The organism is Pedobacter sp. UC225_61 (assembly GCF_044452285.1).
Classification (GTDB): domain Bacteria; phylum Bacteroidota; class Bacteroidia; order Sphingobacteriales; family Sphingobacteriaceae; genus Pedobacter.
Map to the genome: position 1 here is coordinate 149,416 of NZ_JBIOAL010000001.1, position 19,856 is coordinate 169,271.

General features: G+C 32.8%; 17 protein-coding genes. 4 read left to right on the plus strand and 13 right to left on the minus strand.

The genetic code is table 11. The annotated features are described in order from the left end of the window. Window positions 1-150 precede the first annotated feature (150 nt). Window positions 151-927 (plus strand): hypothetical protein, encoded by a 777-nt coding sequence (locus tag ACHMWN_RS00730; protein ID WP_397296954.1) that lies wholly within the window; start codon window positions 151-153, stop codon window positions 925-927. Between the two features lie 63 nt (window positions 928-990). On the opposite strand, the gene rpsU is transcribed toward ACHMWN_RS00730, so the two are convergent. The 4 genes from rpsU to ACHMWN_RS00750 all read right to left on the minus strand — a co-directional run bounded on the left by rpsU (window position 991) and on the right by ACHMWN_RS00750 (window position 4,147). After that, a complete protein-coding gene (gene rpsU / locus ACHMWN_RS00735) occupies window positions 991-1,185 on the minus strand; it encodes a 30S ribosomal protein S21 (protein WP_055132547.1) in 195 nt (64 codons plus the stop codon). A gap of 110 nt (window positions 1,186-1,295) precedes the next feature. After that, window positions 1,296-2,447, minus strand: a complete 1,152-nt coding sequence (locus ACHMWN_RS00740; protein ID WP_397296958.1) for an acyl-CoA dehydrogenase family protein — start codon at window positions 2,445-2,447, stop codon at window positions 1,296-1,298. Window positions 2,448-2,710: 263 nt separating this feature from the next. Then, window positions 2,711-3,238 carry an adenine phosphoribosyltransferase gene (locus ACHMWN_RS00745; RefSeq protein WP_397296961.1) on the minus strand — a complete coding sequence of 176 codons (528 nt, stop codon included), beginning with the start codon at window positions 3,236-3,238 and terminating at the stop codon, window positions 2,711-2,713. After that, window positions 3,239-4,147, minus strand: a complete 909-nt coding sequence (locus tag ACHMWN_RS00750; RefSeq protein ID WP_397296964.1) for a ComEA family DNA-binding protein — start codon at window positions 4,145-4,147, stop codon at window positions 3,239-3,241. It abuts the gene before it with no gap. A gap of 73 nt (window positions 4,148-4,220) precedes the next feature. On the opposite strand from ACHMWN_RS00750, the gene ACHMWN_RS00755 reads away from it, so the two are divergent. Both ACHMWN_RS00755 and ACHMWN_RS00760 read left to right on the plus strand, forming a co-directional pair. Next, complete coding sequence (locus tag ACHMWN_RS00755) at window positions 4,221-5,972, plus strand: lysophospholipid acyltransferase family protein (RefSeq protein ID WP_397296966.1); 1,752 nt, start codon at window positions 4,221-4,223, stop codon at window positions 5,970-5,972. Between the two features lie 276 nt (window positions 5,973-6,248). After that, entirely contained in the window at window positions 6,249-7,457 is a 1,209-nt protein-coding gene (locus ACHMWN_RS00760; RefSeq protein ID WP_397296968.1) for a hypothetical protein, read from the plus strand. 55 nt (window positions 7,458-7,512) lie between these two features. Here the strand turns inward: ACHMWN_RS00760 and ACHMWN_RS00765 are convergent, their stop codons facing one another. The 7 genes from ACHMWN_RS00765 to pheT all read right to left on the minus strand — a co-directional run bounded on the left by ACHMWN_RS00765 (window position 7,513) and on the right by pheT (window position 17,397). Further along, window positions 7,513-8,961, minus strand: a complete 1,449-nt coding sequence (locus ACHMWN_RS00765) for a hypothetical protein (RefSeq protein WP_397296970.1) — start codon at window positions 8,959-8,961, stop codon at window positions 7,513-7,515. 98 nt (window positions 8,962-9,059) lie between these two features. Then, on the minus strand, window positions 9,060-11,849 hold the full coding sequence (locus ACHMWN_RS00770; protein ID WP_397296972.1) for a TonB-dependent receptor domain-containing protein: 2,790 nt from the start codon (window positions 11,847-11,849) through the stop codon (window positions 9,060-9,062). A 111-nt stretch (window positions 11,850-11,960) separates the two neighbouring features. After that, window positions 11,961-12,461: a DUF962 domain-containing protein gene (locus tag ACHMWN_RS00775; protein WP_397296975.1), complete on the minus strand. Its 501-nt coding sequence runs from the start codon at window positions 12,459-12,461 to the stop codon at window positions 11,961-11,963. A 144-nt stretch (window positions 12,462-12,605) separates the two neighbouring features. Continuing rightward, a complete protein-coding gene (rny, locus tag ACHMWN_RS00780; RefSeq protein WP_397296977.1) occupies window positions 12,606-14,168 on the minus strand; it encodes a ribonuclease Y in 1,563 nt (520 codons plus the stop codon). A 186-nt stretch (window positions 14,169-14,354) separates the two neighbouring features. Next, window positions 14,355-14,645, minus strand: a complete 291-nt coding sequence (locus ACHMWN_RS00785; RefSeq protein WP_173272232.1) for a cell division protein ZapA — start codon at window positions 14,643-14,645, stop codon at window positions 14,355-14,357. 31 nt (window positions 14,646-14,676) lie between these two features. Then, window positions 14,677-14,967, minus strand: a complete 291-nt coding sequence (locus ACHMWN_RS00790) for a hypothetical protein (RefSeq protein ID WP_397296980.1) — start codon at window positions 14,965-14,967, stop codon at window positions 14,677-14,679. A gap of 30 nt (window positions 14,968-14,997) precedes the next feature. Next, on the minus strand, window positions 14,998-17,397 hold the full coding sequence (gene pheT / locus ACHMWN_RS00795) for a phenylalanine--tRNA ligase subunit beta (protein ID WP_397296983.1): 2,400 nt from the start codon (window positions 17,395-17,397) through the stop codon (window positions 14,998-15,000). 180 nt (window positions 17,398-17,577) lie between these two features. Here pheT and ACHMWN_RS00800 point away from each other — a divergent pair, with 180 nt between their 5' ends. Beyond that, window positions 17,578-18,012, plus strand: coding sequence for a hypothetical protein (locus ACHMWN_RS00800; protein ID WP_397296986.1), 435 nt, complete (start codon window positions 17,578-17,580; stop codon window positions 18,010-18,012). 25 nt (window positions 18,013-18,037) lie between these two features. Here ACHMWN_RS00800 and ACHMWN_RS00805 read toward each other — a convergent pair whose 3' ends face one another. Beyond that, window positions 18,038-18,874 (minus strand): endonuclease/exonuclease/phosphatase family protein, encoded by an 837-nt coding sequence (locus ACHMWN_RS00805; RefSeq protein ID WP_397296989.1) that lies wholly within the window; start codon window positions 18,872-18,874, stop codon window positions 18,038-18,040. A gap of 53 nt (window positions 18,875-18,927) precedes the next feature. After that, a complete protein-coding gene (gene radC, locus ACHMWN_RS00810; protein ID WP_397296991.1) occupies window positions 18,928-19,626 on the minus strand; it encodes a DNA repair protein RadC in 699 nt (232 codons plus the stop codon). Window positions 19,627-19,856 lie beyond the last annotated feature (230 nt).

Here is a 19,856-nt window from a genome sequence, read left to right on the forward strand (position 1 = left end):
TGGTTTTAGTTTATTCTTAATCCTACTAAGTCCGCATAGAGTTCCGCGTATAGTCCGCATTTTTATGGATAAATGCGGACTTACCTTGGATTTACTGCGGAAGTAATGTAGCTTAGTCTTAGACAACTCTTAAACATTGTCTATACAGGAATGGCAACATATAACGGAAAGAACCTTAAGGGTTCGTTTGGAAATTTAACTTTTGCTAAACATGGTGAGATTAATGTTGTAAAATCTAAGATCAAGAGTGTAAAACAGACTAAGGCTACCAAAAAATCTGCCTCTGTTTTTGGGAAATTTATTAGCCCTTTTTCTAAATTCATCAGACAGTCTTTCAATACGCTAATAAATGGTAATGCCGACAGCACAATGGTGAACCGGATGAATTCTGATATTTCTACCCTAATTTACCAGCATATTGATGCGAATGGGAAATTCAATTTTAAGGAGACTAGCTTCAATAGGTTGTTAGATTTTGATTTCAACCTCTCATCCCCATTAAATAATAGTTTATTGATTAAGCCTACGGTTAATTTTACAACTGGATATGTTGAAATTACATGGCCAGAATTTTTGATTGCCAAAAACTTGCGTTTTCCTGTTAAAGCAGTCAGCTGCATGGTGAGTTTTCGTTTTGTGTATTTTTCTCTAGCTCATCAAAAATGGAATGTTTTGAACGTAGAAGAAATAGAGATCAAGAAAAATCAATCATCCTCCATCGCTCAAAGTTTTAATCTGCCAATTCCCGCGGGCTCACTTTTTTTACTTGGCGTAGGGATTACTTATTTCACAGGAACGCCTAAAATAGAGCTTAATAATAAGACTTTTAATCCTGCAGCTATTTGTGGAGTAGGTTTTGTGCCTGGAAGCTGTTCACCGAATGAGATAGCAGATTGGGATATACTACCACTTGCTGCAATGCAGTAATTTTTGCTTAAATAAAAAAGCCTCCAGATTTTACATCTGAAGGCTTCTATATCAATGATAGAACTATAAAGTTCCTTCTTGGTTCATGTTCTGAATATAAACAGCGTGTTTAATTTCTGTACGACGAGCTACGGATTTTTTCTCGTATGCTTGACGACTACGTAATTCTCTCAATACACCAGTTTTTTCAAACTTTTTCTTGAAACGTTTAAGCGCTTTATCTAATGATTCGCCGTCTTTAATGTTAATAATAATCATAACGTTGAAATACCTCCTCTCGTTGTTTTAAATCCCGTGTTTTGCTTGGGGTTGCAAATGTAGGTAAAATATTGGAAGAGAGAAAGTTTTTTAGGAAATCTTCTGTTAATTTATTTTAAGATTTCTCTCGCAATCACGATTTTCTGTATTTCAGAGGTTCCTTCGCCTATGGTACATAATTTACTATCACGATAAAATTTCTCTACAGGAAAATCTTTAGTATATCCATAACCGCCAAATATTTGAACGGCTTCTGTTGCGCATCTAACAGCAACTTCAGAAGCATAGTATTTTGCCATTGCCGATTCTTTGGTCATTGGTAAATGGCGATTTTTCAAATCTGCAGCTTGGCGAATTAACAATTCTGCAGCTTCTATTTCTGTCGCCATATCAGCTAATTTAAAGCTTATACCTTGGAAACTTGAAATAGGCACACCAAATTGATGGCGTTCTTTTGCATAACCTAAAGCAGCTAGATAAGCACCTTTCGCAATACCTAGTGATAAGGCTGCAATCGAAATACGCCCACCATCTAACACTTTCATGGCTTGTTTAAAACCATCGCCTTCGTTACCTAGCAAGTTTTCTTTTGGAACTCTGCAATTATCAAAAACCATCTCTGTAGTTTCTGATGCACGCATGCCCAATTTATTTTCTTTTTTACCAGCAGAGAACCCTAGTGTACCTCGTTCTACTACAATTGCCGAAATTCCTTTAGAACTACCGGCTTCACCTGTACGAACCATAACTACAGCCACATCTCCAGATTTACCATGAGTAATCCAGTTTTTAGCTCCATTAATTACATACTCTTCACCATCTAAAACTGCTGTTGTACGCATACGTAACGCATCTGAGCCTGTATTTGCTTCAGTTAAGCCCCAGGCACCAATCCATTCTGCTGTGGCGAGTTTTGGCAGCCATCTTAGTTTTTGTTCTTCATTCGCGAAAGCTAAAATATGACCAGTACATAAAGAATTATGTGCTGCGAGCGATAAACCGATTGAGCCACAAACTTTTGAGATTTCTACAATAACATCTACATACTCTTGGTAACCCAAACCAGAACCACCATAGCTTTCGGGAACTAAAACGCCCATTAAACCAAGTTCTCCTAGTTGTTTAAAAATTTCTATTGGAAAATGCTGTGCTTCATCCCATTCCATTACATTTTGACGAATGTTTCTTTCGGCAAAATCACTCACCATCTTCTTAATAATTTCTTGATTTTCGGCTACTTCAAAGCTAAAGCCTGTATTCATATAGGTAGGGTTTAAAAAAAGAAAAGCTTAAATCTTACGCCTTATGAGCGTTTGGGATTTAAACTTTTCTTAAGATTTATATTTGGTTAGGAACAATGATAAGCAAATAATAGAATAGAATCAACATATTTTTATTCGCTAAAAAGTAGAATGTTTTGGTATTTGGTTCAATAACTTAATTCATTTAATTATTGACAGGGAATGCACTGGAAAATTTAATTGAAAAATAGTTTAAAATTGCTTTATAATTAATTTCCAATACATTAAAACTTCGCCAAAGAAAAGGTATTAGGACTAAAGAGAGCTAATCGGTCTTTGCCATTTAAAAAATCTAAACTGATTAAAAAAGAGTATGCAGCAACATTTGCTTGTAATAAATTAACCAATTTTGAAGCTGCCACAACTGTTCCACCTGTAGCCAGTAAATCATCATGAATTAATACATTTTGCCCTGGTTTAAAAGCGTCTTCGTGTACCTCTAACGTTGCGCTTCCATATTCTAAATCATACGATTGCTGAATAGTTTTGTAAGGTAGCTTACCAACTTTACGAATGGGAACAAAGGGAACTTTTAATGCTTGTGCTAAAGCTAAACCAAACAAAAACCCTCGACTTTCAATTCCAGCAACTACATCTATTTTAATATCAGAAAGTTGCAAAGCTAAAGCTTGAGTAATTTCAGCACACAATACTGGATCATGCAAGACTGGAGTTATATCTTTAAAAACAATTCCAGGTTTAGGAAAGTCGGCTACATCTCGTAAGGTTTGTTTAATTTTAGCTTCAATCATTTAGAAAATAAGATAAGGTGCTATGGTTTGGATAATTTGTGGCGTTAAGATAGCTACTTTCTTTAAATCGGCAACATCATTATATTTTCCGTGCTGTTTTCTATATTGAATAATTGCATTAATTTGTTTGTACTTTAAGTATGGGTGATTTTTAAGATCATCAAATTCTGCCGTATTAATTTTAATCTTTTTCAGATGAGTAGCATCTATTTTAATTTGATCCTTTATTTCATTAAACTTAATACTATCCAATCCGTAAACTTCCAATAATTGCTCTTTTTTATAAAATCCTCCGAGCTTATCTCGGTATTTTGCAATCCTTCTTGCAAAAGCTGCACCTACTCCTTTTATTTCATCTAGTTGTAGTGTATCTGCACTATTAATTTCTACAATAACCAATTCCTTTTTAACGTATGGTGCTTGCTTTGCATATTCTTGCTTTATATACTTCGTATTTGTATTTTCAATAGTAATATAAGGAGCCAATTGCTCGAACTTTTTTGATGAAATGGTGTACATCTTCTTCAAATCTTCAGGCTTATAGAATTTCCCGCCTTTGTTTCTATAATTCACTATTGATTGCGCTTGTTTTACAGATAAACCTAGCTTTTGCCAGTCTGCAACATCAATTACATTTGGGTCGAACTTGAAAAGTGTTGTAGTTGGGTTAGCTTCACCATCTTCAACTTGTTTACGCATATTAGCATAATAGTTAGGCTCTTGCTGATTAACTAAAATCAACTTTTGTATAGCGACATGTTCTTCATTTGAAATTAGGGCAGTGTTAACCCAAAATTTGGCATACGCATACGGAAGCATGCTTATTAACAATAAAATAATCATTAACGCCAATAATCCGTTGTACTCTCGCTTTGTAAAGCCAAAGTAGTTATTTAACCATTTTTTCATAGATAGCATAGGTACTATAAATATAAATCTTATTTTTGATATTGCTTTATAAATTAAACACCCGTCATTATAAATGAAGATTATTACTACAAAAGAGTTTGCCAAAGCCACTAAAATAGATAAATTAGGCGTTCCAGGTCTTGCAGCTTTATTAATGGAAGTAATGAAGTTAAACGATATCAACAAAGTATTTTCTAAGAATGAGCATTTTGCTGGATTAGAATTTGTTGATAAAATATTAGAAACTATAGGTGTTACCATAGATTTTGACGAAGAGGATTTAAAGAATATCCCCAAAACAGGAGGCTTTATTGCGATTGCAAATCATCCGTATGGTGGTGTAGAAGGCTTGGCGCTAGTAAAGCTTTTGTGCATGGTTAGACCAGAAGCAAAAGTAATGGTGAATTTCATTCTTAAGAAAATACCTAATCTTAGTGAGTTTTTTGTGGCTGTAAATCCATTTGAAAATGTACAGCACTCATCGAGTATTAGCGGTTTAAAGGCAACTTTTGATTTACTTCAAAGTGGAACTCCGATTGGAATTTTCCCAGCTGGTGAGGTTTCTACTTTCAATTTAGAAAGCCAGGAAGTTACGGATAGATTATGGCATCCAGTAGTTGGAAAATTAATTGCGAGAGCTAAATTACCTGTGGTTCCGATCTATTTTCATGGCAATAATGGCGTGTTATTTAACATTTTAAGTTTTATCCACCCCACATTACGAACAGCTAAATTACCTTCAGAATTTTTAAATAAACACGGTTTAAAAATTAAAGTTAGAATTGGAAAGCCGATTAAAATTGAAGATGTTTCTTATAAAAATAACAGCAATAAATTACTAGATTTTCTACGAGCAAGAACCTATGCACTAGGCACAAGTTTAGAGGAAGAGAAGAAATTATTTAACCCTATTAATCTTTTTAAAAGAAAGAAAAAACCTGCGCAAATTGTAGAAGAAACTGATAGAAATTTAATTGTAAAAGAGGTTGAAAAGCTAGAAGATTTTAGAGTTTGGGAAGAGAAAAATTATGAAGTTTATATTACCCCTACTTCTAGTATTCCAAATATTTTAAGAGAAATTGGTCGCTTACGTGAAATTACTTTTAGAGAAGTTGGTGAGGGAACAAATAAAAAAATTGACTTAGACAATTACGATATTTATTATAACCATTTATTTATTTGGGATAAAGATTTACAAAATATTGTAGGTGCTTATCGTATTGGTAAAGGAGATGAAATTTTAAATACAATGGGGCGTAGAGGTTTTTATCTATCGGAATTGTTTAAAATTAGGGAGCCTTTTTATCCTGTTTTACGCCAGGGAATAGAATTAGGGCGTTCATGGATTAGAAAAGAATACCAACAAAAACCATTACCATTATTTTTACTATGGAAAGGGATTTTAAAATATCTGATTTTAAACCCACAATACAGGTACTTGTTTGGCCCCGTTAGTATCAGCAATAATTTTTCTAAATTATCTAAATCCATCATTGTAGATTATATTACTAAAAATCATTTCGATTATGATTTGGCAGCATATGTTAAACCAAAAAACAAATTCAAGGCCGATTTAACTGGAATTGATAGAGATTTACTAGTAGAAAGTAGTGATTCTTTAAAAGATTTAGATGGTTTAATTGGTGATATTGAGAATTCACATATTAAAATACCAGTGCTATTGCGTCAGTACATGAATTTAAACGCGAAAATTATTTGCTTTAACATAGATCCTAAATTTTCTGATTGTTTAGATGGGTTTTTGGTGGTTGATGCACATAAAATTCCAACAGATATGCTGGAAAAGATTGGTAAGAATTTCTAAACTAAAAACTAACATAAAAACAAAAGCCCCGACATCCATCGGGGCTTTTTGTTATCAACTAACCTAAACTGTTCTGTTAAATATTAACCAGATATTTAACATTGCAAAAGTAAGCTGGGTATGTTAAGTCTCTATAAAATCGAGATTATCTTAAGATTATTTAACATGAGATTTAAGAAAAACTCATTTTCGTGAAGATTTCAGATTTTACACGCAATAAAGTAAATTAATAAGTGTTAATTTTATGTATATTTAATATATCCTAAATGTTAACAGTTGAAAAATTCGTTTAAACACATTCAGTTTAAAGCATTAATTATCACCATATTAGTGTTTTCATTTGCTCTTGCTAAAGCCCAACACTATAGCTTTGAGTTTTATGATGGCACTTTTAATTTTGAAGCTGATTATACTGTAAATATTAGTTTTGATCAGGCGCTGAGTAATCAATCCGTAACTGCATTTTATAACAAAGTTAATTCAAGTCATTACGAGCAAGTAGTGAAATCTTTATTGGCTTATAAAGAAAAAAACAAGCTGAACGATTGGCTTTATTATCAATTAATTAGAAGGACAGCTCAACAGATTAGTCCTAAAGCTGAGAATTATAATCGGTATACATTGTATAAATGGTTTTTAATGTCGAAATCTGGTTATGATGCGAAAGTTGCTGTAGGAAATGATCAAATCATATTTTATGTGCGCAACGATGAAGATATTTCCGACATTCCTTTCTTTATGATCAATCAGAAAAAGTACATGTGTTTGAATTACCATGATTATGGTAAGCTATTTAAAAGAGAAGATGTGTACAAACCAGTTGATATTGTTGTACCAAATGCTACGGAAGCGTTTAGCTATAAGGTTACGCGAATGCCAGATTTTAAACCTGAAGATTATGTAGAAAAACAAATCGCATTTAATTACAAGCATAAAGATTACCACTTTAAGGTTAAATTAAATACTGAAGTAGAAACAATTTTTGCGAATTATCCTGTTGTGGATTTTGAATCTTACTTTAATATTCCCCTTAGCCATGAAACTTATCAATCTCTTATTCCACTGCTGAAAGAAAATTTAAAAGGAATGAGCAAAAAAAATGGGGTAGATTATTTAATGCGTTTTACTCGCTATGCTTTTTTATATGAAGATGATGATATGAATTTTGGTAGAGAAAAACGCTTATCACCTGAACAGACGTTATTAACAAAATATAGCGATTGCGATGATCGGGCTGCATTGTTCTTTTATCTGGTAAAGGAAATTTATAATTTACCGATGATAGCCTTGCTTTATCCTACACATATTACAATGGCTGTGCAATTTGATAAACCAATTGGTAATCCTGTTATTTATAATGGAAAATCTTATACTGTGTGTGAACCTACTCCACAAAAACAAAATTTACGTATTGGTGAATTATCTGCTAGTTTAAAAAATAAACCGTACGAGGTTGTTTATCATTATGATCCTTTAAACAGATAAAAATAAAAAAGCCATCTAACAAACGTTAAATGGCTTTTAAGAAAGATATTTTATACTATTTTACAGCACCTGGGGTTGTGTAAGCTAAAGATTGAGGATTAAAACTTGCCCAACCAGCTGTCCAATCATCAGCTCCAAATGCACCTCTGTAAGCTACTTGTGTAAAGAAAGATCCTGATACTTTAGCATTGGTAAATGATGCACCACTTGCTGCAGCAGAACCTGCTAAAACCGTAAAGTTAGTTGTTCCTACTGTACTACCTGGAGTACCAAGATCTGCACCGTACATATATGGAGCACTAAATACAGCAGTAGCATATACTAATTTATCAAAAATATTATCAGCACGTAATTTAGTTTCAATTGCAGCAGCAACACCTGCAGTACTCACATTTACTTCTAAACCTTTTGTACCATAAATTAAATTGTTAGCTAATACTAATGAACCAGAAGTAAAGTTTGTTGAAGTTGAACCTGCAGTTGTAACTTTAGTATCATCAATATAAAGACCTACTGGGAAACCTGAAATTACTGAGTTTAAAATACTAATAGAAGAATTACGTCTAATTTGTGCACCATTTTGATAATTTGCATCAATAGCTAGACCAGATTTTTGAATTGGGCCTAAGATAGTTACGTTTGAGAATACAGCAGAAGTTTTTGGAAGATCATCAGTACCATTTGCATTATTATCTGATTCGAAACCATTAGAACCTGATTGATCTGCTTTTAAGGGTACACGTTGCGCTAAAGCAAACTGAACGTTTCCTGAATAACCAAAATCAGTATCAAAATCATCATCCCAAGTACCAATAGCTAATAAATGTTTAGCATTTACTGTTCCACCGAACCACTCAAAAGCATCATCACCTGATCTGTAAATTTGGATATAATCTAAAGTTGTACCATTACCAACACCACCTAATGTTAAACCATTTATTTCACTGTTAACTGTATATTCTACACCTGCATATTCTATACGTACATATTTTAAGGTACCTGAATTATCTGCAGCATCTGTTCCGCCGAAGAATGTATACACTTTTTCGTCTTTTCCTGTAGGAGCAACCGGACCGCCTTCAATTTTCACATCTGTACCTTGGTTTGTTGGAGCTTTACCTAAAAGGATAACACCACCCCAATCACCTTTATCTCTTGCTCCAGCTGGCAAAGCTGAGGTAAATACAATTGGTTTTTCTGCTGTACCTGTTGCATTAATTTTTGAACCACGAGTTACAATTAAAGTAGCTTTACTTGCTTTGTCACCTTTAATAATTGTACCTGGCTCAATAGTTAAAGTTGCGCCATTGCTTACATAAACAAAACCTTTTAATAAATATATTTTACTCGCAGACCAAGTAGTGTTTGTACTAATCTCACCACTCACTTCTACCGTGTTTGAAGGAGTAACTGGATCTGTATCGTCATCTACTACTGTAGTTTTTTTACATGACGTTGCAAAAAGCAAAACTGATAATGCCAATAATAAAAATTTGTTCTTCATTTCTTTTTTTATTTTTTCTTTAATGAATTTATAATGCAAATAGATTGATTTAAGTTATCCTAGCAGTTAAGCATAGATTAACATTTTGTTAACTCGTATTAAAATGTATATGAAAACGATAACGAAAGATTAGTTCCTGGTTTGTAAGATGTTATAGTTTCATCTCCACCATCTCTATCATACTTTTTGTTTTTGTTATAATCGAAGTAAATTGTACTACGTTCACTTAAAATATCACCTGCATTAAACTTGATTTCTCCTTTGTTTTTTAAAACTTTATAACCTACTTGAAAATCGAAAACATTTCGTGGAGCTTCCCAAGTACTTGGGAAATTGATTCCACTTGCCTGTATAATTCTTCTTCCAATTTTATTGTACAATAAGTTGAAATTTAATTTATTATTGAGCGCAGTATGTTGTAAACCAGCATTAACCACATAAGGAGATTGACCAACCATAGGTCGAGTTTTATCTATGTATTTTTGATCATCTGGGTTTTTTACTTCTGATTTGATTAATGATAAGTTTACATAAGCAGTTGTATTCTTTAAAGATTGACTATCATTAATAAATCCTAAATTTTTACGTGCTTCTAACTCAATACCATAAGTTGTTGCTTTTGCTGTATTGAAATAAGATATATCTGGCGTAGAATTAACATCATAACGATAAGATTCGATTGCATTTGTAAACTTTTTATAGAATACAGAGAATGATAAAACTTCTCCAGAGCCAGGATAAATTTCATACCTCAAATCTGCATTATCAATAGCTGTTCTCTTTAAATCTGGATTGCCACTTTGGTTAGCTAATAATTCATAATCATAAAATGAAAAAGGTGCTAATTCTCTAAATTCTGGTCTTGCTAAGGTGCGGTAATACGATGCTCTAAAATTACTCTTAGGATTAATGCTATAGGTGAAATTTACGGATGGCAATAAATCTAGCTTCGTATCATCAATTAGTGTTTTAGTTGTATTTAGTTGAATATGATAATTCTCTGCTCTTAAGCCATATACCACACGAACTTTTTCGCCAAATTTCTGATCTAACATCGCATAACCATAGCTAGTTAAAGAATTCGCATCATAGTTATCAGCGTCTGAACCAATTTCAGCTAATTTGTAAACTCCAGATCTGAAAAGTTCAGGAGCAAATATTTGATCTACTGGTAATTTTCTGATTGATTCAAATAAATCTGGATCAATATTAGTTGATAATTGAGCACCTAAAAATCTAGCCGTAAACGTACGTTCTCTATATTGGCTACCTACTCCAACTTTTAAGGTTGTTGAAGTATTAAACAATTTAAATGGAGTACTATAATTTACATCTCCAGAATAGATGTTTTCATCTAAATCAGTAAATAAACGACTGTTCTCTTTACCTAATGATGTTACATTTGCTTGGTAAGTAACGGTTGGATCATTTATAGCAGAAACTGGTTTTACATAAACAATTTTTAATTGATTAGGTTGGTTGTTCTTTACGTTACTTAAAGATAAAGTCCATTTTAACTTGCTGTTTTTGCCACCAATTTGATGATCTCCCTCTAAAGTGTTTTTTAACAACGATTTTTGAAGAATATCATACGCATAAAATTTATTAGCCGTGGTTGAACTGTTGTCTATCCCAATACGTTCGGTATAATTATCATCATATGTTTTGTTATAAATATTTTTAAAACTGATTTTATTCTTCCCAAAACTGTAAGCAAAGTTTGCCAATCCACCTAAGTTTGTAGAAAACTTATACTGGTTATCGGTGTAATCATATTCGTAAAAATCACGTTTTACATCTTGATTTATATTTTGTGAATTACGATATGTTAATGAAAACAAGGCCCCAAAACGGTTGTTGTTTTTAAACTGTTTAACTCTACCCAAGCTAAATTGATAGTTTTGAGATGGCAAAGCTGATGTATTGTTAATTGAAAAATCGTTAGATAAAGATCGTAAAGAAGAATTATTTCTAGCTGTTGTTAATCCATTTGCAATTTTTTTTCTTGAAGGAAAATTTGAAGCCAATTGTTTAGATCCATCATCAAAACCTAAATAATTCAGTGCACTTTTGCTAGTCCCTAAAAAATCTTTGAAAGTAGATTGTGTATTATATCCATAACCTACGCCAAAAGATATAAAGTTTTGATCTGGAATATCTTTAGTTGAAATTTGAACAGCACCTCCTGCAAAGTCTGCTGGTAAATCCGGAGTAGCTGTTTTACTAATGGTAATTTTATCTACTAAATTAGATGGTACGATATCAAATGAAAATGCTTTTCTATTAGGTTCAGTACTTGGTAAAGTTGAATTATCTAATGTTGCAGTATTATAACGATCGCTTAAACCACGTACAATAACAAATTTATTATCTTGTATGGTTGCACCACTAACTCTTTTTAAAACATCAGAAGTATTTTTATCTGGAGATTTTTTAATTTGCTCACTTGATATACCATCAGAAATTAATGCACTATTCTTTTGCTGTGCATATAATGCATTGGTAGATTCTTGTTTAAAACTAGCTGTAATTACAACCTGATTTAAGGTTTGAGAACCTCCCTCTTCCATTATCACATTTAATGAAGTAGTAGCATTATTTTTAACCTCTACATCAGTGATTTTTTTTGTTGAATATCCAATATATGATACTTCAACAATGTATTTACCTTCTGTTAATCCAGAAAGCATGTATTTACCATCTACATCTGTACCTACACCTCTTGTTGTGCCAGCAATTTTTACAGAAACACCGATAAGCGTTTCGCCAGTTTTTTTATCTGATACTGTACCTGAGATTTTTCCTGTTCCTTGAGCGAAAACAGTTGCACTAATAACTACAAATAGTAAGGTTAATAATGCTTTTTTAAGAGTTAATTGTGATTTCAATTTGCCTATTTTTTGTTTAGGCAAAACTATTACCACAATGTTAGCTACATGTTAGCTGTAAATTACTATTCGTTTACCCACAGGTTAACAAATTGTTAAATGCTAAGAGAACTAATATTTTAAGCCTACTTTTTTGCAGATGAAATGCAATAACCAAATTGGGCCAATTAACAAAAACTTAACATCATCTAAAAATGAAGGTTTTTTCCCTTCTATTTTATGACCAATAAATTGACCGATCCAAGCAAGTACAAATATAGCTGCATAAATACCATAAGAAGTTCCACTACCTAAACCAACAGCTTGCTCTATTTTCACAATAAAAAAACTCATCAGCCCTACAATCCAGATCATTAAGAAAAAAAGGACAGGTGAAAGTGTAAAATAGTAATACAAGGAAAAGGCAAGTAAGAAAGACGCCCAGTTAAAGAAAGTCTTATATTGCCCTAAAAAACTCAATTCTGGAAAAGGAATTTGCCAAACTAAACCCAATAAGCTAAACACAATTAGTGGTACACAAATCCAATGAATGGTTTCATTTGTATGGTTTTGATGGCTTTCTGCATATTTATCAAAAAGTACATCTACAGGGCGCTTTTCTATTTGTTCCATTTTGGTATAGTTATAATCGTTACGCTAATCCGATAATTATCAGATTTAATTCAATACTATAACGATAGGTTCATTCTATAAAAATAAAAAAAAGCGACGGGATATCCATCGCTTTTTATTTTTGAAATTATTCTTCTAAAGATTCTATTTAGCAAACGCCACAGATCTAGTTTCTCTAATCACTGTAACCTTAATCTGGCCAGGATAGGTCATTTCAGTTTGAATGCGATTAGAAATATCTGCTGCTAATAATTCTGCCTGTGCATCAGTAATTCTTTCACTTTCTACAATTACACGTAACTCTCTACCTGCTTGTATCGCAAAAGTCTTTTCAACTCCTGGATATGATAACGCTAGCTCTTCTAACTCTTTTAAACGTTTAATGTAGCTTTCTACTACTTCACGTCTTGCTCCAGGTCTTGCTCCCGAAATCGAGTCACAAGCTTGAATAATTGGTGAAATCATAGAAGTCATTTCAATCTCGTCGTGGTGAGCTCCAATTGCATTACAGATTTCTGGATGCTCTTTATATTTTTCTGCCAATTGCATACCCAAAATTGCGTGTGGCAATTCTGGATTATCATCAGGCACTTTACCTATATCATGCAATAAACCAGCACGTTTTGCCATTTTTGCGTTTAAGCCTAATTCTGCTGCCATCGTAGCACAGAAATTCGCAACTTCACGAGAGTGATGTAATAAATTTTGTCCGTAAGAAGAACGATAGCGCATACGTCCAACCATTCTAATTAACTCTGGGTGTAAACCGTGAATGCCTAAATCGATTACAGTACGCTCGCCAATTTCTACAATTTCATCTTCAATTTGTTTTTTTGTTTTAGCTACTACTTCCTCAATACGAGCTGGGTGAATACGACCATCTGTTACCAAACGGTGTAAAGCTAAGCGAGCAATCTCTCTTCTAACTGGATCAAATCCCGATAAAATAATTGCTTCAGGTGTATCATCTACAATAATCTCGATTCCAGTTGCCGCTTCTAAAGCACGAATATTTCTTCCTTCTCTACCAATTACACGACCTTTAATTTCGTCACTATCAATGTGAAAAATAGATACTGAATTTTCTATCGCCGCTTCTGCAGCCGTACGTTGAATGGTTTGAATAACTACTTTCTTAGCTTCTTTGCTAGCAGTTAATTTAGCCTCATCAACAATATCTTTAACTTGCATCATCGCCTGAGAACGTGCTTCAGATTTCATGTTCTCTACCAATTGGTTCTTTGCTTCCTCAGCGCTTAGACCAGCAATTGTTTCTAATTGTTGTACATGCTGACTTTTTAAAACATCAACTTCTTCTTGTTTTTTAATGGCAATAGCAGTTTGTTTTTCTAAATTAGCTTTGTGAGCATCTAATTCTTGTTCTTTACGATTCATGTTTTCCAACTTCTGGTTAAGCGATTGTTCTTTTTGCTTAACACTATTTTCTCGTTGGTTTACTTCATTATTTCTAGCATTTACTTGTTGCTCGTGTTCTGCTTTCATTTGCAAAAACTTTTCCTTTGCCTCAAGTAATCTATCTTTCTTTAAAATCTCAGCGTTGCTTTCTGCATCTTTAAGTATCTTCTTTGCTTTGCTTTGCGCTGCTACTTCTTGCTGTTTTAACAAGTTGCGCAACAGGTATCTACCAATTACAATACCAACAACTAAGCTGGCAAGTATGCATCCCGTTATTCCTAAAATCTCCATTTTTTTTTATATAAAAAAACCGTAACTAAATTATTATGTCGCATGTACCTAAACTTATTCCAGCAAAGCTGATAAATAATTTAATTAGGAAATATTGAAACATAAAAATTTAGCCACGGCCAAATTTTATTAGCTATTATAGTTTGTTTGATGAATTCATTAAACAAACTAATTATAAAGAACGTTTTATTTAGCGAAAAAACCGTTTAATAAACTATCTAATTCTTCAACTTTTTCGGCAACTGCAGTATCCTGGTTTTGCACCTTATGCTCTGTTCTTAAAACGGCAGTTGCATAATGCAACACCGCCATAGAAAGCAAATCCTGTTTATCTCTAACCGCATAATTTTCTTGGTAGTCTTTTATACGTTCATTAATAATCTTAGCCGCCCGTCTTACAATTTCTTCTTCTTCCATATTTACCTTTAAAGGGTAAATACGGTCGGAAATAGTTATTTTAATCGAGATTTCTCCCATTTTTTAGCTTAGTTTCAATTATTTATGTTACTTATTTTTTAAGCAACACTACACACTTATCAATCTCCCGCACAAATTCGTTAATTTTTTGCTTTATATCAAGTGTCTTTTCACTTGTTCCTTCAATACTCTTTGCTAATTTAAGTACCCTTAACTTCTCATCGAGATCTGTATGCTTTATTTTTGCAGCATCTAACGCTGCTTTTGTTTGCTGATTTTCTAATTTTAATAAATCATTTTCTTCTTGTAAAGCACTACAAAGCTCAATTAAGCGAGCCGTTTTTTGTAATACATTATTTAATTGATCAGCAACCGAAGACATTATTAAAATTTATAATTTATCAACTTAAGATTATTTTCTTATTTCTGCTTTCGCATTTTGGGCTAAGTTAATTATAATCTTTTGCATAATGGCATCAATTTGTTTATCGGTTAAAGTTTGCTCTTCATCCTGCAAAGTGAAATTTAATGCATAGGATTTTTTTCCTGCAGGTAATTTGTCACCTTGATACACATCAAATACCTGTACATTTTTAATTAGTTTTTTCTCTGTTTTAAATGCAATTCCCTTTAATTCATCAAAAGTGATCTGCTCATCTACCAACATTGATAAATCTCTTCGTACTGCAGGATATTTTGATACTTCTTTATTTATGATCTTATTTTTTCGAACTGCATCTAATAACAAAGCCCAATCAAAATCCGCATAAAATACTTCTTTATCCACATCAGCTTGCTTTCTATCTGCTACAGTTGCAGCACCAAATGAAACCAATGTTTTATCCCCTCTAAAATATTTTAAGCCAAAGGCAAAGTTTTCATCCTTTACTTCTTCAACTTGATAATTGTTAATACCTAATCGACTAATTATTGCATCAACTGCGGCTTTTAAATTATAAAATGTAGATGGCGTAGTTGTGTGGTTCCATTGTTCACTTTGTTTTGCACCACTAATTAAAATTAATAAACGTGGACGTTCTACATATTTTGCATCAATGTGATGATAGGTCTTACCAAATTCATATAATTTCAAATCCGAATTTTTACGATTCTGATTATAGGCTACACTTTCTAATGCTGGTTGCAATAAACTTTGACGCATTACATTTAAATCTGAACTTAACGGATTTAAAATTTGCACGGCTTCATTAGGATTTTTTGAAAAAGCTGAACGAGTTAGTGAATTACACCAAATCTCTAAAAACCCATTTGCAGTTAGCATATCGGCAATTAGATTTTGTACATTCTCTTTATTCGGCTTTGCTGTATAGGCTAAAGAAGCATTTACTTTTGTAGGTATATGAATATTGTTGTAGCCATAAATCCGTAAAACTTCTTCTGTAATATCACATTCGCGGGTTACATCTACTTTATAAGCTGGCACTTTTAAACTTAAACCTTCAGTGGTTTCTTTAACAACTTCTATTCCTAAAGCTAAAATAATTGCTTTAATTTCTTCAAATGGAATATCTTGACCGATCAGTTTTACAATATTCGCATAACTCATCTCAACATCAAAAGGATTTGACTTTACAGGATAGATATCTGAAATTGACGAAGAAATTTCCCCGCCAGCTATTTCTTGAATTAATAAAGCAGCACGTTTTAATGCAAAAACTGTTATTTCTGGATCAGTACCACGCTCAAATCTGAAAGATGCATCTGTTTTAAGATTATGTCTTTTAGAAGTTTTACGTACTGAAACCGAATTAAAATAGGCACTTTCTAGAAAAATAGTTGTGGTTTTTTCACTTACGCCAGATGTTTTCCCACCAAACACACCTGCAATACATAGTGGCTTTTCAATATCACAAATCATCAAATCATCTGCAGAAAGTTTACGTTCTATATCATCTAATGTTAAAAATGGAGTTCCTTCTGAACATTTTCTGACTATTATTTGGCTCCCTTTAATTTGGTCGGCATCAAATGCATGTAAGGGCTGGCCCAATTCGTGCAACACGTAATTAGTTACATCTACAATATTATTAATTGGCCTAATACCAATAACTTTCAATTTATCTTTTAGCCAATCTGGTGATGATTTTACAGTTACACCAGTAATGCTCACACTGCTATAACGTGGGCAAGCTATTGTATCTTCAACCTTAACGTCAATTTTTAAACTCTCATTCCCTGTTTTAAAAGCTGAAACGTCTGGCATTTGATAAGGGCTACGCAAATAAGCAGCTAAATCTCTAGCTACGCCTAAATGTGAAGCTGCATCTGCTCTATTTGGCGTTAAACCAATTTCAAACATAAAATCATCATCCATTTTGAAATAAGATTTTGCAGCAATACCAATTTCTGTATTCTCTGGTAAAACCATAATTCCATCATGAGATACTCCTAAGCCAATTTCATCTTCAGCACAAATCATCCCTTCAGAAACTTCTCCCCTAATTTTTGATTTATTGATTTTAAATGGCTCCCCCTCATTTGGAAAAACTGTTGTACCAACAGTAGCTACAACCACTTTCTGACCTGAAGCAACATTTGGCGCACCACAAACAATTTGTAATAATTCACCAGTACCAACATCAACTTTTGTTACGCGTAAACGATCTGCATTGGGGTGCTGACCACACTCAACCACATGACCAATCATCAAACCTTCAAGTCCACCAACAATGGGTTGAACTTTTTCTAAGCTTTCTACTTCTAAACCAATATCAGTTAAGATTAAAGAAATTTCTTGAGGAGTTTTATCGGTTTGTATAAATTGTTTTAGCCAGCTGTATGATATTTTCATTTGGATATTGCGTATATACGATAGGCGTTTAATGAGAGCTGAACGCTGTACGCTAAACGCCTATCTATTCTAATAAAGTGCAAATATATTATTTATAGCTGAAAGGTAAAGCCAGAAAGCAAACAAAATGGCCTTTGTTTTGTATATAATAAATCATAAGTTAACTTAACTAATTTAACGATGAAATCCTTTAGCACGCTACTCCTTATCTTTCTATACTTTTCTATTGCAAATGCACAAGAAATCAATTATAAATCGATAAAAGGAACATGGGAATATGAAAGTCCAAAAAAGAAAAATAAATTGAATTATAAATTTGATGTTGAGAATAAGTTTACCAGCATATTGGAACGTAAAGGAAATGAGGTACAAGCTGATGGTAGTTATGAAATTTATAAAACTGGAGATTTAGACCAACTCAAATTAATCACTTCTGATAAAGCAAACGGTGTTCGTACAGTAATTTTGTATCATTTCATTAAGTTTTTAGGTCCGGATACACTTAAAATTCAACATGTCAATGATAAACAAACGAATTGGTCAAAAGAAACGCGAAGAAATACTATGACCTTTATTAGAAAGAAAGAAAAAGTTAAAGAAGAAAATCCCAAATAGTTTTTAATTCAACTATTAAACCTCGCTAAAAAAACAATCTTGCAAAAACTGGTAAGTGGTCTGAATAATAGCGCTGATCTTTACTATCAGACAGTACTGCAAATTTTTGTACTTTAAATGCCTTATTGACAAAGATATAATCAATTTTATCTTTTAAAGGACTATCCCATTTAAACGCATTAAATGTACCAGTTGGGCCATAAGCAGGTTCGATTGAAATTTCTTTTGCATCAATTAAAAATGATTTGATTGTCGCAATTGCTTCAGTTTCTGGAGTTACATTTAGATCTCCTGTAAATACAACTGGCAATGTTGGTGCTATTTCTTGGATTTTCCTTTTGATTAACTTAGCGGATTCAATTCTTGCTTGCACGCCAATGTGATCGTAATGTGTATTAAAAACAATAAATTCCTTTTTATTTAATTTGTCATACAACTTTACCCAAGAACAAACTCTATTTAAGGCAGCATCCCAACCCTTACTTGGCACATCAGGCGTTAGCGATAACCAAAAAGTGCCTCCATCTTTTTTCACAAAACGATTTTTGTTGAAGTATACTGCAGAAAATTCCCCTTTACGTTTACCATCGTCTCTTCCAACACCAACCACATCAAAATCTGTATTAGCTAACAAATCATCAAATTGTTCTGGTAAAGCTTCTTGAACACATAAAATATCAGCGTCGTAAAACCTAACTAGCGCTTTAACATTATCCTTTCTGTTCGGCCAAGCATTAATTCCATCAGATGCTACATTTAATCTGATATTATAAGAAATAATATTTATTGGCTGATTTTTCTGTGCATTTGTTACCGACACTATCGATAAACATAGTAGTAAGATTAAAAATGTTCTTTTCATCATTCTACTAAATTACAAATTGAATGTTAAATTAGTATAAACCTGTCTTTGTTTTAAATTAATCCTTCATCAGCCATGCTTAAAAAAGAGTAATCATTAATAATAAGATGATCATAAACTGTAATTTCTAAGATTTTTCCTGCCTCAATAAGTTGTTTAGTAATTTTAATATCTGCTTCACTTGCTGTTAAATTACCAGAGGGGTGGTTGTGTGCTAATACAATTGAAGAGGCATTTTGCTCAATCGCTACTTTGAAAATAATTTTCGGATCTACTACCGTTCCAGCTTGTCCACCTTTACTAATAAATTGTTTACCTATAACAAAGTTGGCTCTATTAAGCAACAATACCCAAAATTCTTCATGTGGTAAATCTGTAAGTTCTGGTTTAAGAATAAAATAAACGTCTTTAGAGGAGGTGATTTTTATAGGTCCGTCCTCTTCAATTTCTTTTCTTCTTCTACCCAATTCTAATGCAGCAACAATAGCAATAGCTTTTGCCTCCCCAATTCCTTTAAATTTCGAAAGTTCTTTAACATTCAATTTGGATAGCTTGGCTAAATCATTTTGGTAAAAACTGAGTATTCGTTTACTTAAATCTACTGCAGTTTCAGTTCTACTACCAGAACCAATTAAGATTGCAATTAATTCTGCATCAGTCAATTGTCTTCTCCCTTGCAAAAGTAATTTTTCTCTTGGTCTATCGGCTTCTGCCCAGGCTTTGATGCCTATTTTTTGATCGTAATTATCCATTCCATTTTTTAATTATAATTTATAATGTTATTAGGGATGGATTGATTATGATAAATATAGAAAATTTTAATGGATCTAGTATAAAGGACGCTTCCATGTAATAAATAAATAGCAAGCAAATTAATTACCAAAAAACTCCTCTTTAATATTTAACAAAAGAACACTGTTTTGTCTTAATGTTTGCTTCGTGTTAAGGTGATATTAAATCCATAATAAATCCACACATAGTC

Bases quoted from the DNA above. Each gene is read 5' to 3' on its own strand.
- ACHMWN_RS00740 (WP_397296958.1), bottom strand. From the start codon at position 2,447: ATGAATACAGGCTTTAGCTTTGAAGTAGCCGAAAATCAAGAAATTATT.
- ACHMWN_RS00790 (WP_397296980.1), bottom strand. From the start codon at position 14,967: ATGTCTTCGGTTGCTGATCAATTAAATAATGTATTACAAAAAACGGCT.
- ACHMWN_RS00730 (WP_397296954.1), top strand. From the start codon at position 151: ATGGCAACATATAACGGAAAGAACCTTAAGGGTTCGTTTGGAAATTTA.
- rny (WP_397296977.1), bottom strand. From the start codon at position 14,168: ATGGAGATTTTAGGAATAACGGGATGCATACTTGCCAGCTTAGTTGTT.
- ACHMWN_RS00750 (WP_397296964.1), bottom strand. From the start codon at position 4,147: ATGAAAAAATGGTTAAATAACTACTTTGGCTTTACAAAGCGAGAGTAC.
- ACHMWN_RS00745 (WP_397296961.1), bottom strand. From the start codon at position 3,238: ATGATTGAAGCTAAAATTAAACAAACCTTACGAGATGTAGCCGACTTT.
- radC (WP_397296991.1), bottom strand. From the start codon at position 19,626: ATGGATAATTACGATCAAAAAATAGGCATCAAAGCCTGGGCAGAAGCC.
- ACHMWN_RS00805 (WP_397296989.1), bottom strand. From the start codon at position 18,874: ATGAAAAGAACATTTTTAATCTTACTACTATGTTTATCGATAGTGTCG.
- ACHMWN_RS00775 (WP_397296975.1), bottom strand. From the start codon at position 12,461: ATGGAACAAATAGAAAAGCGCCCTGTAGATGTACTTTTTGATAAATAT.
- ACHMWN_RS00755 (WP_397296966.1), top strand. From the start codon at position 4,221: ATGAAGATTATTACTACAAAAGAGTTTGCCAAAGCCACTAAAATAGAT.
- ACHMWN_RS00785 (WP_173272232.1), bottom strand. From the start codon at position 14,645: ATGGGAGAAATCTCGATTAAAATAACTATTTCCGACCGTATTTACCCT.
- ACHMWN_RS00800 (WP_397296986.1), top strand. From the start codon at position 17,578: ATGAAATCCTTTAGCACGCTACTCCTTATCTTTCTATACTTTTCTATT.
- ACHMWN_RS00765 (WP_397296970.1), bottom strand. From the start codon at position 8,961: ATGAAGAACAAATTTTTATTATTGGCATTATCAGTTTTGCTTTTTGCA.
- pheT (WP_397296983.1), bottom strand. From the start codon at position 17,397: ATGAAAATATCATACAGCTGGCTAAAACAATTTATACAAACCGATAAA.
- rpsU (WP_055132547.1), bottom strand. From the start codon at position 1,185: ATGATTATTATTAACATTAAAGACGGCGAATCATTAGATAAAGCGCTT.